This window comes from Arthrobacter sp. 131MFCol6.1 (genome assembly GCF_000374925.1).
Classification (GTDB): domain Bacteria; phylum Actinomycetota; class Actinomycetes; order Actinomycetales; family Micrococcaceae; genus Arthrobacter.
Genome location: NZ_KB895557.1, coordinates 49821 through 63972, shown reverse-complemented (window position 1 = coordinate 63972; position 14152 = coordinate 49821). Strand labels below are relative to the sequence as shown.

Annotated in this window: 12 protein-coding genes; 3 read left to right on the top strand and 9 right to left on the bottom strand. The window is 66.6% G+C overall.

All coding sequences use genetic code 11. The features are described from left to right. Together C566_RS0119570 and C566_RS0119565 are read right to left on the bottom strand one after the other, a co-directional pair. On the bottom strand, nucleotides 1-998 hold a 998-nt coding region (locus C566_RS0119570), incomplete at its 3' end, for an ABC transporter permease (RefSeq protein WP_018776052.1). Between the two features lie 52 nt (nucleotides 999-1050). Further along, nucleotides 1051-2046 carry a substrate-binding domain-containing protein gene (locus C566_RS0119565; RefSeq protein WP_026266876.1) on the bottom strand — a complete coding sequence of 332 codons (996 nt, stop codon included), beginning with the start codon at nucleotides 2044-2046 and terminating at the stop codon, nucleotides 1051-1053. Between the two features lie 349 nt (nucleotides 2047-2395). On the opposite strand from C566_RS0119565, the gene C566_RS0119560 reads away from it, so the two are divergent. Both C566_RS0119560 and iolB read left to right on the top strand, forming a co-directional pair. Further along, entirely contained in the window at nucleotides 2396-3136 is a 741-nt protein-coding gene (locus C566_RS0119560) for a GntR family transcriptional regulator (RefSeq protein WP_026266875.1), read from the top strand. A 146-nt stretch (nucleotides 3137-3282) separates the two neighbouring features. Beyond that, nucleotides 3283-4179, top strand: a complete 897-nt coding sequence (gene iolB, locus C566_RS0119555) for a 5-deoxy-glucuronate isomerase (protein ID WP_018776049.1) — start codon at nucleotides 3283-3285, stop codon at nucleotides 4177-4179. 50 nt (nucleotides 4180-4229) lie between these two features. On the opposite strand, the gene C566_RS0119550 is transcribed toward iolB, so the two are convergent. Beyond that, on the bottom strand, nucleotides 4230-5471 hold the full coding sequence (locus C566_RS0119550) for an MFS transporter (protein WP_018776048.1): 1242 nt from the start codon (nucleotides 5469-5471) through the stop codon (nucleotides 4230-4232). Nucleotides 5472-5635: 164 nt separating this feature from the next. Here C566_RS0119550 and C566_RS0119545 point away from each other — a divergent pair, with 164 nt between their 5' ends. After that, nucleotides 5636-6085: a MarR family winged helix-turn-helix transcriptional regulator gene (locus C566_RS0119545; RefSeq protein ID WP_018776047.1), complete on the top strand. Its 450-nt coding sequence runs from the start codon at nucleotides 5636-5638 to the stop codon at nucleotides 6083-6085. Nucleotides 6086-6160: 75 nt separating this feature from the next. Here C566_RS0119545 and C566_RS0119540 read toward each other — a convergent pair whose 3' ends face one another. From C566_RS0119540 to iolD, 6 genes are all read right to left on the bottom strand, one after another. After that, on the bottom strand, nucleotides 6161-7648 hold the full coding sequence (locus C566_RS0119540; protein WP_018776046.1) for a sugar porter family MFS transporter: 1488 nt from the start codon (nucleotides 7646-7648) through the stop codon (nucleotides 6161-6163). Then, nucleotides 7645-8520 (bottom strand): sugar phosphate isomerase/epimerase family protein, encoded by an 876-nt coding sequence (locus C566_RS0119535; protein ID WP_018776045.1) that lies wholly within the window; start codon nucleotides 8518-8520, stop codon nucleotides 7645-7647. The genes C566_RS0119540 and C566_RS0119535 overlap by 4 nt, the downstream gene beginning before the upstream one ends. 86 nt (nucleotides 8521-8606) lie before the next feature. Continuing rightward, nucleotides 8607-9620 (bottom strand): Gfo/Idh/MocA family protein, encoded by a 1014-nt coding sequence (locus C566_RS0119530; protein WP_018776044.1) that lies wholly within the window; start codon nucleotides 9618-9620, stop codon nucleotides 8607-8609. A 16-nt stretch (nucleotides 9621-9636) separates the two neighbouring features. Continuing rightward, nucleotides 9637-10548, bottom strand: coding sequence for a sugar phosphate isomerase/epimerase family protein (locus tag C566_RS0119525; RefSeq protein ID WP_018776043.1), 912 nt, complete (start codon nucleotides 10546-10548; stop codon nucleotides 9637-9639). A gap of 103 nt (nucleotides 10549-10651) precedes the next feature. After that, nucleotides 10652-12160, bottom strand: coding sequence for a CoA-acylating methylmalonate-semialdehyde dehydrogenase (locus C566_RS0119520; protein ID WP_018776042.1), 1509 nt, complete (start codon nucleotides 12158-12160; stop codon nucleotides 10652-10654). A gap of 53 nt (nucleotides 12161-12213) precedes the next feature. Next, on the bottom strand, nucleotides 12214-14142 hold the full coding sequence (gene iolD / locus C566_RS0119515) for a 3D-(3,5/4)-trihydroxycyclohexane-1,2-dione acylhydrolase (decyclizing) (protein WP_018776041.1): 1929 nt from the start codon (nucleotides 14140-14142) through the stop codon (nucleotides 12214-12216). Between the last annotated feature and the right edge of the window lie 10 nt (nucleotides 14143-14152).

Sequence of the window (14152 nt, the reverse complement as noted above, 5' to 3'; positions counted from 1 at the left end):
AGCAGCATCAGGCCCAGGAAGAACTTGAACCAGTCCGGGTTCCACTGCGCGTAGACGATGCCCTTGTTGGCCATGCCGAAGATGAACGCGCCGATCGCGCCGCCGATCGCCGAGCCGTAGCCGCCGGTGAGGAGGCAGCCGCCGATCACCGCGGCGATGATGTAGAGGAACTCGTTGCCCACGCCCTCACCGGACTGCACGGTGTCGAAGGCGAAGAGGTTGTGCATGCCCAGGATCCAGGCGCAGAACCCCACGGCCATGAACAGGCCGATCTTGGTGGCCTTGACCGGCACGCCCACGGCGCGGGCCGCGTTCGCGTCCCCGCCGACGGCGAAGATCCAGTTCCCCACCCGGGTCCGCATCAGCACCCAGGTCGCGACCGCGACGAGCGCGAACCAGTAGAACACGGTGATTTTGATGTCGACGTTGCCGATGCTCACCGAGGACGCGAAGACCGCCCGGGCCGAGGCGAAGCCGTCCATGGTCGAGATCGAGGGCGAGGACACCGAGCCGCCGATCAGCCGGGTCAGGCCCAGGTTCAGGCCGGTCAGCATCAGGAACGTCGCGAGGGTCACGATGAACGAGGGCAGCTTGGTCTTGATCAGGATCCAGCCGTTGATGAACCCGACGGACAAGGACACCACCAGGGCCAGGCCGACGCCGACCCAGACGTTCGTGGTGAAGTACCAGCTGAACAGCGACGCGGTCAGCGCCGAGGTAATCACGGCGACGCCGGTGGAGAGGTCGAACTCCCCGCCGATCATCAGCAAGGACACCCCGACCGCCATGATCCCGATCGTGGAGGAACCGTACAGGATGGTCGCCAGGGCACCGGGCTGGGTAAAGGTCGGGGACACCAACGCGAAGAAAATGAAGAGGACGATCGCGCCCACCAGGGCACCGACCTCGGGACGTCCGAGCAACTTCTGGAACGGACTGCGCTTGGCGACGCGCTCATCGGGCGCCGCTGACTCTGTCTTGGTCTGGGTGACGGTCATGGTAATTCTCCTTGCTGCCGGGCCGGCCAGGGCCGGCCCGGCCAGCGGACTGTTAGCGGATACCCTGCTGGGCGAAGGTCAGGACATCAGCCGCATTGGACTTGTCGATGACCGCCGGGCCTGTCAGCACAGGCTGGCCGCCGCCGATATTGAAGCCGCCGCGCTTGTTCTGCCAGATGGCATCAACGGCTCCGTAGCCCTGCAGCCACGGCTGCTGGTCCACGGTGAACAGAACTGCACCATCCACGATCTTCTGGGCGAGCTCCGCGTTGAGGTCGAAACTGGCAACCTTGGCAGAACTGCCGGCGTCAGCGACCGACTTGAGGAGAGTCAGTGTGATGGGGGCGCCTAGGCCGATGATGACGTCGGCGTCCTTGGAAGCCTGGAGCTTGGCAGTCGCGGTGGACTGAACGGAGGTCATATCCTTGCCGTCGACGTAAAGGATCTCAGTTCCGGGCACCTTGGCCTTCACACCGGCACACCGTGCTTCAAGTCCGACGTGGCCCTGTTCCTGAATCACGCAGACCGGGTGCTTGTAACCGTCCGCGGCCAGCTTGGTGCCCACGGCTTGCCCGGCGAGCTGCTCGTTGGAACCGAAGTGGGTGAATGCTCCCAGCTGGGAGGAGACCGATTCGCCGGCGTTGAGGCTCACAATCGGGATTCCGGCGTCAGCGGCCTTCTGCAGGACGTCTTTAAGGGCTTCGGGCTTGGCGAGCGTGACCGCGATGCCGTCGACCTTCTGGTCGATAGCCTGCTGGATGAGTTGGGCCTGGCGACCGGCTTCGGGATCGGACGTATAGAGGAGCTCAACATTGTCCTTCGCCGATGCCTCCTCGGCGCCCTTCCTCACGATGTCCCAGAAGGTGTCACCCGCTGCGGCGTGGGTGATCAAGGCGACCTTAATCCGGGGCGTCGAGGCGACTTGGCCTCCGCCAGCCGCGTTGCCTGAGTCTGCGGGCTTGCCGCCGGTGCTGGAACACGCGCTCAGGGCCAGCATGGGTACAACGGCAGCCACGAGGGTTGCCTTCCGCCACGAGAACTTGGTCACGATCAATCTCCTTTGATTCCGGGCCACGCCGGCCGCTTCATCGCGTCGGTCCATGAGCCATCTACAACCGATCATGGTGACTCCAATCACAGTTGTCAATAGTTTGTCCTGACATTAGGATGTTTTGACGTAGCACTAAGCGATGAAATGACCGAATGCGCGGGCTTCACCTGCGCAAAGCGGTCAGCCCGACTCCCACCCCTGCGGCCCCGGACGACACCCCTTGGCTCGCTTCGGCAGCCCTGCTACCATCAGAAAAAGGCAGTATGTCCTATCAAGCGAACATGCGCCTGACATACGCGGAAAGACCGGCACCTCGGCCACCGCGGAGCACAAGGGAGCACGCCCAGTGGCGAATCAATTGAATCTGCAGATCGACCGCTCGTCACCGATACCCCTGTACCACCAAGTGGTACAGGGCATCGAGGCCGCCATCCACACCGGACTGCTGGAACCTGGCAGCCGGCTGGAAAATGAGATCGACCTGGCCGCCCAGCTCAACCTGTCCCGCCCCACCATGCGCAAGGCCATGGATGAGCTGGTCCGCTCCGGCCTCCTGGTCCGCAAGCGCGGCGTGGGCACCCAGGTGGTGTCCAGCCAGGTCCGCCGACCGCTGGAACTCTCCAGCCTCTATGACGACTTGAGCAACAACGGCAGCAAGCCCACCACCGATGTGCTGAGCTTCTCGCATGAGGAGGCGGACGCCTCGATCCGGAAGGCGCTCCAGCTTCCCGGCGGCGCCAAGGTCTACCACTTCACCAGGCTCCGGAAAGTGGGCGGCAAACCGCTGGCCCTGATGGAGAACTGGGTGCGCGACGACATCACCGCCCTCGACGAGGCAAGCCTTGCGTCGCAGGGCCTCTACGGCATCCTGCGCAACGGCGGCGTGAACTTCCGCCTCGCCTCACAGCGGATCGGCGCCATGATCGCCAACGACTACCAGGCACCGCTGCTCGAAACCACACCGGGCTCCGCCCTGGTGACCATGGAGCGCACAGCCGTGGACGACACCGGACGCATGGTGGAAACCGGCCACCACGTCTACCGGGCAGATTCTTACAGCTTTGAGATGACGCTGGTTCAAAGATAGGCGCTCACACCACGGCATCAGCGGGCGTCCAAGACTAAGCGCCTCGCGCAAGGCCTCCACCGACGAGCGCTCACCAACGAGCGCCACCGGCTCCAACAACGCACACACGCGCGTCACTCCGGCGCGATAACGAAAGGGCAGCTTCCATGGCCAACTGGGTCTATCCGCTCGGCACCGCCGCCGAAGGCAAGTGGGACATTTCCATTGGGACGTCCGATTCCGGCCTGGAGGTGGACGGGTGGGCACATACCGGGCTGAAGGTTGCCACGCTGGCGGCCGGCGGCGGCGTCGTACTGGACGCTGCGGCGGAGGAACGCATCGTAATCCCGCTCAACGGTTCGTTCGTGGCGACCGTGGACGGGCAGGACTATCCCTTGGCCGGCCGGGACAGCGTCTTCAGCGGCCCCAGCGACGTGCTCTACACGGGAGCCGGCAAGGCGGTGGCCATCACCTCGGCCGACGGCGGACGCGTGGCAGTCGCCACCGCCCCGGCCAAGGCCGCCTACCCGACCCGCCTCATCACGGCCGCCGAAACGCCGGTGGAACTGCGCGGGGCGGGCAACTGCTCCCGCCAGGTCCACAACTTCGGCACCCCCGCCGCGCTGGAGGCGGACCGGTTCATCGTCTGCGAGGTCCTCACCCCGGCCGGCAACTGGTCCTCCTATCCCCCGCACAAGCACGATGAGGAAAAAGACGGCGAGACCAACCTCGAGGAGATCTACTACTTCGAAACCCGCGTGACGCCCGGGGCCCCGCAACGCCCGGGCGCCGACGACGCCATCGGCTACCAGCGCGTCTACGCCTCCGACGAGCGGCCCATCGACGTTGCGGCCGAGGTCCGGACCGGCGACGTCGTCCTGGTGCCGTACGGCTGGCACGGGCCCGCCATGGCCGCCCCCGGTTACGACTTGTACTACCTCAACGTCATGGCCGGCCCGGGCCCCGTCCGCGACTGGCTCATCAGCGACGACCCGCACCATGGCTGGATCCGCCAGACCTGGGAGGGCCAGGACCTGGACCCGCGGCTGCCATTCGGCCGCTAGGCCGGTGGGCCGGCTGCCGAATGGCCGGTGGGCCGGCTGCCGAATGGCCGCTAGGCCGGCTGCAGCTCAGACTCGCTGTCCTTTTCGGAGCTGTCGACGTCGGCCGGCCGGCCGACGTCGTGCTTCTTCGCAGCAGCTGCGGCGAACGCCATCACCGCCAGGCCCAACAGGGTGATCCCGGCACCGGCCCAGATCGGCGAGGTGTAGCCCAGGCCTGCGGTGATCGTGACGCCGCCCATCCACGCCCCCAGGGCGTTGCCGACGTTGAAGGCGCCGATGTTGGCGCCGGAGGCCAGCGTGGGAGCGCTGCTGGCGTACTTCATGACGCGCATCTGCAGCCCCGGAACGGTGGCGAAGCCGAAGCCGCCCAACAGCACCATGGAGGCGATGGTCACCGGCTGGTTGCCCGCGGTCAGGGCGAAGAGCACGAGCACCAGCACCAGGATGGCGAGGACCACCACCAGGGTGCGGTCCACATTCTTGTCCGCAGCCTTGCCGCCGAGGGTATTGCCGATGAAGAGCCCAACGCCGAAGAGGATCAGCAGCCACGGGACCGTTGTGGCGGAGAAACCGGTGACCTCGGTGAGGGTGAAGGCGATGTAGGTGAAGGCGCCGAACATGCCGCCGTAGCCGAGGATGGTCACGAGGATGGAGAGCCAGACCTGCCCGGACCGGAAGGCACGGAGCTCGCCGCGGAGCCCGCCGGAGGCAGAGCCAGAGGCAGAACCACCGTCAGATTCGCCTGATCCCGTCTTCGGCACAAGGGCAAGAATGCCGGCCAGGGCGAGGACACCGATGACCGTGATGGCCCAGAATGTGGAGCGCCAGCCCGCGGCCTGGCCCAGCATGGTGCCGAACGGGACGCCCAGCACATTTGCCGCCGTCAGGCCGGTGAACATGATCGCGATCGCGCCGGCTTTCTTGTTGGGCGCCACCATGCTGGCGGCCACCACGGCGCCGATGCCGAAGAACGCGCCGTGCGACAGGGCGGCAATGATGCGGCCGATCATCATGACCGAGTAATCCGGCGCGAGCGCCGAGACGAGGTTGCCGGCGATGAAGAGCACCATCAGCACGGCCAGCACGGGCTTGCGTTCGAAGCGCGTCACGGCCGCGGTGAGGCCCAGCGCCCCGACCACGACGGCGAGCGCATAGCCGGAGATGAGCCAGCCCGCGGTGGCCTCGGTGACGTGGAAGTCTGCGGCCACTTGCGGCAGCAGGCCCATGATGACGAACTCGGTGAGTCCGATGCCGAACCCGCCGAGGGCGAGGGCTATCAGGCCAACAGGCATGGAGGTGCTCCTTACAAAGCTGTACGGGATGGGGTATGGCGCGTAAGCTAGTAGTTGCAGACGCGTTATTTATTGTTGCACAAGCAGATACAGCGCGCAAGCAACTATTATTTAATGTGCCCGTCACCACCCTGCCGGGCACGCGAGTTGAAGGGAAACACCTGATGGGCATCAAGGACGACGCCGTCGAGGTCCGGGCGCAAGGCTGGCGGACCCTGGCGGCCCTGCACGGGCTGATCGAAGCCGAGCTGGAGCGTTCCCTGCAGGCCGAGGCCCAGCTCTCCGTCGTGGAGTACACCGTGCTGGATGCGCTGAGCCGGCAGGACGGCTGGCACATGCGGATGCAGCAGCTGGCCCGCGCCACGGCGCTGAGCGCCAGCGCCACCACGCGCCTGGTCAACCGGCTCGAGGACCGCGGGTTGCTGACCCGGATCCTCTGCGCGGATGACCGCCGCGGGATCTACACCGAGCTCACGCCCAGCGGCATCGCACTGCTCGAGCAGACCCGGCCGGTTCACGACGCCACGCTGGAGCGGGCGCTGGCCGAGGCCCAGGAAGTCCCCGAACTGGCACCGCTGGTTGACGCACTCCCCCGGCTGCACGCCGGAGTCTGAGGCCACAACGGTCAAGCGCTAATGCACGAAAGCCCCGCCCGATGACGTCGCGGGCGGGGCTTTGTGATGGAAAGACTAAGCGTTAACAGGCTGCTTGACGGCCGCCTGTTTGAAGAAGTGTTCCAGGTCCTCCAGGCTCTTTCCCTGGGTCTCCGGAACCACGCGCTTCACCCAGACGATGGCTGCCAGCTGGATCGCGACGAAGATGAAGAACGTCACCGAGACGCCAATCCAGGACACCATCTGCGGGAAGAAGAACCCGATCAGGAAGTTGATCATCCAGAGCACGAAGACACAGATGCCCATGCCGATGCCGCGGACGTGCAGCGGGAAAATTTCGGCCATCGTCAGCCACGTCACCGTGCCAATGCAGGACTGCATCGAGGCCAGGAACGTCACCATGAACAGCAAGACGAGATAGCCGCGGAGGGTACCCTCCGGGATGAGCATGGAGATGATGCCGATGGCCAGCAGGGACGCCGCCGTGCCGGTCAGGCCGGCGATCAGCATGGACTTGCGCGGCAGCCGCGACATGAGGGACATCCCGACGACGACGGCGACCACCGAGGTGACACCGTTGACGACGTTGGCAATGAGGGCGCCCTGGTCCCCGAAGCCCGAGCTGGAGAGGATGGACGTGCCGTAGTACATGATGGCGTTGACGCCGCTGATCTGGTTGATCACGGCCATGCCGAGTCCGACGACGAAGATGCGGCGGATCCACGGAACCGTGAGGTCGCGGAAGGTGCCGAGCTTGGATTGGTAGTCTTCCCGCGCGGCCTGCCGGACTTCGTCGAACTCGGTGGAAATGTCCTCCGTGGCGCGTGTCCGGCGCAGCACCTCAAGGACTTCACCGAAGCGGCCGGCCGACGCCAGCCAGCGTGGGCTTTCAGGCAGGAGCAGCATGCCGAACCACAGGACGACGGCCGGCAGCGTGGCAATGACGAGCATCCACCGCCAGACGTGGGAGGCCTCCGGGAAGGCGTTGCCCAGCACGGCGTTAAATGTGAAGGCCAGGAACTGTCCCGTGACAATCATGAGCTCGTTCTGCGTCACGATTCGTCCGCGCTGGGCTGCCGGGGACATCTCCGCGAGGTAGACCGGAACGATCACCGATGCCCCGCCGACGGCGAGGCCCAGCAGGGTGCGGGAGGCTATGAGCATCTCGGTGCTCGGCGAGACGGAGCAGGCGATGGTGGCCACGGCAAAGATCAGCGCGAGCCCCATGATGGTCTTGCGCCGGCCGAATCGGTCCGAGAGCCGGCCCGCCGAGATGGCGCCGAACGCCGCGCCGAAGAGCAGGGTGGAGGTCACGAGCCCCTCGGTCAGCGGGGTGAGGCCGAGATCCCGCTGCATGAACGGCAGGGCGCCGTTGATGACGCCGGTGTCATAGCCGAAGAGGAGGCCGCCAAACGTGGAGAAGAACGCCACGCGCCGCAGGAAACCCTTGGGATTCGCGGCGCCGGCGGTCCGGGCCGCGGTTTCCCCGGCCGTGGCTTCCCGGGCCGTGGAGTCGGCCTCGGACGGAGCTGAGCTGGTCAGTGTGCCGTCAGGCTTCGTCATAGGCTCGCCTTCTCGATGCGCTGCGTCATGGTCTCCAGCTGGTAGCGGGAGACCTCCGCGGCGTTGTCGTCCTCGGCGAAGACGCTTGAGACCATCACCGTGTCGTCGCGGTCCAGGAAGCCGATTTCCTTCAGGCCGCCGAAGAACTCGTCCCAGTTGACGTCGCCGTCGCCGATCTTCAGGTGCTGGTGCACGCGGACGGGGTTGCCGGGCGGGTTGGTGATGTAGCGCAGGCCGTGTGAGGCGTGGTGGTCCATGGTGTCAGCGACGTGGACCAGGCGCAGCTTGTCCCCCGCGGCCCGCATGATCTCCAGCGGGGCGTTCTTCATGTGGAAGCTGTGCGAGGCCACATAAACCAGGCCCACGTTCTTCGAGTTCAGCCCGCGGATCACCCGGATCGCGGCCAGGCCCTCCTCAACGAAGTCGTCCGGGTGCGGATCGATCAGCAGGTCGATCCCCTCCCGCTCGATGATGGGGAGCAGCTCCTCCATGGAGCGGTAGAAGGCCCGTTCGGATTCCTCGGCCTTCTCCGGCCGGCCGCTGAACTCGGTGTTCATGGTGCCCACGCCCAGGTCCACGGTGATCTGGATGGCGCGCTTCCAGTAACGGACGGCGGCCTCGCGGGCGTCCTCGTCCGGCCCGGACCAGCGCAGCACGGGCAGCACCGAGGCGATCTCGATTCCCGCGTCCTTGCAGGCCGCCTTCAGCTGGCCCACCAGTGCGTCGTCGGCCTTCGGGTGGTTGAAGAACGGGATGAAATCGGCGTGCGGGGTCATCTGCATGTACTTGTAGCCGAGGTCGGCCACCACGCGCGGGAACTCCAAAAGTCCGTGGCTGTGGTGGAACGGCGTGGGGTCAAGGGCGATTTTCACGTTGAACACTCCATTGTGGATCTGGTGGGCGTGCAGGCGGCCGGCGCCCCGAACTTGTCAGGAGGGGGCGCCGGCCGGCAGGGTTCCTAGCGGTAGAGGGCGGGCTTGGCGTTGAGCTTCACGGCGACCTTTTCGCCGTTCTTCTGCGCCTCGACGCCGGCCTCGCAGCAGGCCGCCGTGGCGTAACCGTCCCAGGCGGTGGGGCCGCCGATCTCACCGCGCAGGGCCGCGTCCACCCAGGACTGGATTTCGACGTCGTACGCTGCCCCGAAACGCTCCTCGAAGCCGGGGGTGACGTTGCCGCCCCAGTGGCCGTTGCTGCGGGTGTAGGGGCCCTTGTCCCCGCCGATGCTGACGATGCCGTCCTCGAAGGAGGCCTGGGTGGCCACTTCGTAGCCGAACTTGGCGTTAACGTAGATCTCGACGTCGGCCAGGACGCCGGACTCGGTCTCGATCAGGACGTGCTGCGGGTCGTGCTGCCCGGCCGGGGCGTTCCGCGTGGCCTTACCGAGGCGGACCTGGACCGAGGTGATTTCTTCGCCGGTGAAGTACCGGATGGCGTCGAACTCGTGGACCACGGAGTCGTTGATCAGCATCTCGTTGGTGAAGCCCGACGGGGTGGTGGGGTTCCGGTGCTGGTGGTGCAGCATGAGCAGCTCGCCGAGTTCGGAGTCGCGGATGATCTTGCCCAGGGCGGCGTACTCGGCGTCGAAGCGGCGCATGAAGCCGACCTGGATGCGCTTGTGGCCGAGCTTTTCTTCGGCTTCGACGATCTTCCAGGAGGATTCGGCATCCGGGGTGAGCGGCTTCTCGCAGAGGATCGGGATGTCCTTGGCGATCGCCTTGAGCAGGATGTCCTCGTGCAGGAAGCCGGGAGTGGCGATCAGCACGGCGTTCACGTCGCCGTTGTTGAGGGCTTCCTCGGCGTCGGCCAGGGCGACGGCGCCGGGGATGCCCTCGATGGCAGCCTGGGCGCGGGCAAGGTCAACGTCGACGACGGCGGCCACTTCGGCGCCGTGGATGCGGGTGTTGAGCCGCTGGATGTGGTCTGCGCCCATACGGCCGGCGCCGATGACAGCTACGCGGAGGGTCTTAGTCATGATCTTGTCCTCAGTTCTAGTTGACGGCGGTGCGGGAGCCGCAGGAGAGCAGGTAGTTCCGGGTGCGCTTGGCGATCGGCATCGGGACGTCGAAGGCCACCGGGTACATGTCCTGTTCCACAATGCCAAAGATCGGCCGGTTGAGCGCCTCGACGGCTTCGATGACGGCGCGCAGGTCCGGCAGGCCGTTTGGCGGCTCGGTCATGACGCCGGCCAGGTTGGCGGCCGCCCAGGTCATGTTTTCCTCGTTGACCTTTTTGAGGATGTCCGGGTTGATCTGCTTGAGGTGCAGGTAGCCGATCCGGTCCGGGTAGTTCTTGATCAGGTCGAGGCTGGAGGCGCCGCAGTATTCGGCGTGGCCGGTGTCCAGGCAGAGGTTGAGGTACTGGGCGTCCGTGGCGGCGAGGAGGGTCTCGATGTCCGCCTGGGCGCCGACATGGGAGTCGGCGTGCGAGTGGAACTGCTGCTTCAGGCCGAAGTCCTCCAGCAGGGTCTTGCCCAGCCGGTTGTGGCCCGTGAAGAGGTCGCTCCAGGCCTTTTCGGTGAGCGTGCCGCTTTCCACGGCCTCGCCGGTGACGTCGTCTCGCCACATGGCCGGGATGACCACGATGTGTTCCCCGCCCATGGCGGCGGTGAGTTCGGCAACCTTGCGGGCAGGTTCCCACGCGGTTTCCCACTGGTCCAGGCCGCGGTGAAAGGCGGTGAACACGGTGCCGGCCGAGATCTGCAGGTCGCGCTGTTGGAGCTCTTCGGCGAGGCGTGCCGGGTCAGTGGGGAGGTAGCCGTAGGGGCCCAACTCGATCCACTTGTAGCCGGATTCGGCCACCTCATCCAGGAAGCGTTCCCACGGGGTCTGCTGCGGGTCATCCGGGAACCAGACGCCCCACGAGTCCGGCGCGGTGCCGATGATCAGCTTGTTCTCTGTCATTTCCATTCCTTCTCATCGATTGCTCCGCAGGTGCCGTTTTGGACGCTCAAAACGGCGGTTGCGGAGCAGTCGATCGTGGTTGTTGGGTGCCGGTGGGTGGGGACTAGTTGGACGGGAAGTTGTAGGAGGCTCCGGAGGCGTGCGTGGGTTCGGGCCAGCGCGAGGTGACCACCTTGCCGCGGGTGTAGAAGGAGACGCCTTCGGGGCCGTAGATGTGCTTGTCGCCGAACAGCGAGGCCTTCCAGCCGCCGAAGGAGTGGTACGCCACCGGCACGGGCAGCGGCACGTTGATGCCGATCATGCCCACCGTGACGCTGCGCTGGAACTTCCGGGCTGCGGCGCCGGAGGAGGTGAAGATGGCGGTGCCGTTGCCGTAGGGGTTGGAGTTGATCAGGGCGATGCCGGCGTCGAGGTCCTCCACCCGGACCACAACCAGGACGGGGCCGAAGATTTCCTCGGTGTAGGCGGTCATTTCGGTCTTGACGTGGTCGATCACCGTGGGGCCGACCCAGAAGCCGTCCTCGTGGCCGGGGACCACGAGGTCGCGGCCGTCCACCACCATGGCGGCGCCGGCGGTTTCGGCCTCGGTGACGATCTTCACGATGCGTTCCTTCGACGCCGGCGTGATGACCGGGCCCATTTCGGCGTCGGGTTCCGTGCCGTTCTTGACCTTGACGTCCAGGGCGCGTTCCTGGACTTTCTTGACCAGCAGGTCGGCGGCTTCGCCGACGGCGACGGCGACGGAGATGGCCATGCAGCGTTCCCCGGCGGAGCCGAAGGCGGCGGCCGCGAGGTGGTCGGCGGCGTTGTCGAGGTCGGCGTCGGGCAGGATGATCGCGTGGTTCTTCGCGCCGCCCAGGGCCTGGACGCGCTTGCCGTGCGCGGTGGCGGTCTCGTGGACGTACCGGGCGATCGGGGTGGAACCGACGAAGGAGATGCCGTCCACGTCCGGGTGGGTCAGGAGTCCGTCGACCGTTTCCTTGTCGCCGTGCAGGACCTGGAAGACGCCGTCGGGCAGGCCGGCCTGCTTCCACAGCTTGGCGAGCAGCATCGAGGCGGAGGGGTCTCGTTCGGAGGGCTTGAGGATGAAGGCGTTGCCGGTGGCGATCGCCATCGGTGCCATCCACAGCGGCACCATGACCGGGAAGTTGAACGGGGTGATGCCGGCGACCACGCCGAGGGGCTCGCGGAAGGAGAACACGTCAATGCCGGTGGAGACCTGGTCGGAGTAGTCGCCCTTGAGCAGCTGCGGGATGCCGCAGGCGAACTCGATGACCTCGAGGCCCCGGCCGATCTCGCCCTTCGCGTCGGAGAGGACCTTGCCGTGTTCGGCCGTGATCAGTTCGGCGAGCTCGTCGATGTGGGAGGCGACGAGCTCGCGGAACTTGAACAGCACGGCGGTGCGCTTGGCCAGGGAAATGTCGCCCCAGGAATCGGCCGCGGCGCGGGCGGCGGCGACGGTGGCGTCCAGGTCCTCCCGGTTGGCCAGCCGCAGCTCTGCGGAGACGGCGCCGGTGGCGGGGTTGTAGACGGGCTGGGTGCGGGTGCCGACGCCTGCGGTTTCGGCGCCGTTGATGAAGTGGCTAATGGTCGAGACGGTCGTCGTTGACATGGTGATGGACTTCCTTGGTCTGTGGCTTGTTCGTTTGCTGGTGATGAAGGGGGTCAGCCGAGCAGCTTGCGCTGGCGGCTCTTGTGGTCGGCATAGGTCTGGAAGGCCTGCTTCGTGGAGTCGAGCTCGGAGACCTGGGAGACCGGAACGTCCCACCACGACTCGGAGCTGGGGGCATCCAGCAGCGGGTCGGACTCGACGTGGATGACGATCGGGCCGCCGCGTTCGGGGGCAGCCTTGGCGTCGCGGATGGCCTGCTCGAGCTCGGCGATGACCTTCTCCCCCGGTTCGATCCGGATCACCTTCACGCCGAGGCTTTCGGCGTTCAGGGCCAGGTCGACCGGGAGCCGGTCGCCGTCGTCGAAGCTGTGGTGCTCCTCGTCCAGGGCCCGGTACTGGGTGCCGAAGCGCTGCGAGCCGAGGGACTCGGAGAGCGAGCCGATCGAGGCGTAGCCGTGGTTCTGGATCAGGACCACGATCAGCTTGATCCGCTCGGCGACGGCGGTGACGAGTTCGGTGTGCATCATCAGGTAGGAGCCGTCCCCCACCATCACGACGACGTCGCGCTGCGCCCCGCCCTTCGCGGCTTCGGCGAGGGCGGCCCGCTTGACGCCGAGGCCGCCGGGGATTTCGTAGCCCATGCAGGAGTAGGCGTATTCGACGTGGTAGCCGAACGGATCCCGGACGCGCCACATCTTGTGCAGGTCACCGGGCAGGGACCCGGCGGCGCAGATGACGACGTCCTGGGCGTCCATGGCGCGGCTGGTGGCACCGATGATTTCGTTCTGCGCCGGCAGCGGGGTGAAGCGCGTGTCGAAGGCCGCGTCCACCGTGGCGTTCCAGCGGGTCTTCTCGTTCGCGATCCGCTGCTCGAGGTCCGCGCCGATCCGGTAGCCGCCGAGGGCCTGGTTCAGCTTGACCAGGGCCTTGCGGGCGTCCGCCACGATCGGCAGTGAAGTGCCGTGCTTGTAGGCGTCGATGGCGGCGACGTTGATGTTGATGAATTTCACGTCCGGGTTCTGGAACGCGGTCCGGGACGCGGTGGTGAAGTCCTCGTAGCGGGTGCCGATGCCGATGATGAGGTCCGCCTCGGCGGCGATGGCGTTGGCCGCCGTCGTGCCGGTGGAGCCGATCGCGCCCAGCGAGAACTTGTGGTCCCACGGCAGCACGCCGACGCCGGCCTGGGTGTTGCCCACCGGGATCCCGGTGAGCTCGACGAACTTCGCGAGTTCCTCGTTGGCGTAGGCGTAGAGCACGCCGCCGCCGGCGATGATCAGCGGGCGCTTGGCGGCGCGGATCGCCTCGGCGGCGCGGCGGATGTCCTCGTCGTCGGCGTCGGGACGGCGGATCCGCCACTCGCGCTCGGCGAGGAACTCCTCGGGCACGTCCAAGGCCTCGGCCTGGACGTCCTGGGGCAGCGAGATCGTGACCGCGCCGGTCTCGGCCGGGTCCGTCAGGACCCGCAGGCCGTGGTGGAACGCGGAAAACAGCTGCTCGGGCCGGGAGACCCGGTCGAAGAACTTGGACAGCGGCCGGAAAGCGTCGTTGACGGTGATGTCATAGGCTTCCGGGCGTTCGAGCTGCTGCAGCACCGGGTCGGCGGCCCGGGTTGCGAAGGTGTCGCTGGGCAGCAGCAGCACGGGGAGCCGGTTGGTGGTGGCCAGCGCCGCGCCGGTGAGCAGGTTCGAGGAACCCGGGCCGATCGAGGTGCTGATCGCGAAGGTCTGGCGGCGCCGGGTGTGCCGGGCATAGCCGACGGCCTGGTGCGCCTGGGCCTGTTCGTTGCGGCCCTGGTAGTACGGCATGATCGTCTGATCGAGCTGCTGGTACTGCTTCAGTGCCTGGCCGACGCCGGCAACGTTGCCGTGGCCAAAGATGCCGAACGTGCCCGGAATCAGGCGCTCCCGGAAGTCCTGGCCGCCGATCGAATCGACGGTGTACTGCTTGGACAGGTATTCGACGACGGCCTGGGCGACGGTCATTCTGCGTGTT

Excerpts from the sequence above, each read along its gene's own strand:
- iolB (WP_018776049.1), top strand. The coding sequence starts at position 3,283 with ATGGCCAACTGGGTCTATCCGCTCGGCACCGCCGCCGAAGGCAAGTGG.
- C566_RS0119550 (WP_018776048.1), bottom strand. The coding sequence starts at position 5,471 with ATGCCTGTTGGCCTGATAGCCCTCGCCCTCGGCGGGTTCGGCATCGGA.
- C566_RS0119545 (WP_018776047.1), top strand. The coding sequence starts at position 5,636 with ATGGGCATCAAGGACGACGCCGTCGAGGTCCGGGCGCAAGGCTGGCGG.
- C566_RS0119540 (WP_018776046.1), bottom strand. The coding sequence starts at position 7,648 with ATGACGAAGCCTGACGGCACACTGACCAGCTCAGCTCCGTCCGAGGCC.
- C566_RS0119530 (WP_018776044.1), bottom strand. The coding sequence starts at position 9,620 with ATGACTAAGACCCTCCGCGTAGCTGTCATCGGCGCCGGCCGTATGGGC.
- C566_RS0119525 (WP_018776043.1), bottom strand. The coding sequence starts at position 10,548 with ATGACAGAGAACAAGCTGATCATCGGCACCGCGCCGGACTCGTGGGGC.
- C566_RS0119520 (WP_018776042.1), bottom strand. The coding sequence starts at position 12,160 with ATGTCAACGACGACCGTCTCGACCATTAGCCACTTCATCAACGGCGCC.
- iolD (WP_018776041.1), bottom strand. The coding sequence starts at position 14,142 with ATGACCGTCGCCCAGGCCGTCGTCGAATACCTGTCCAAGCAGTACACC.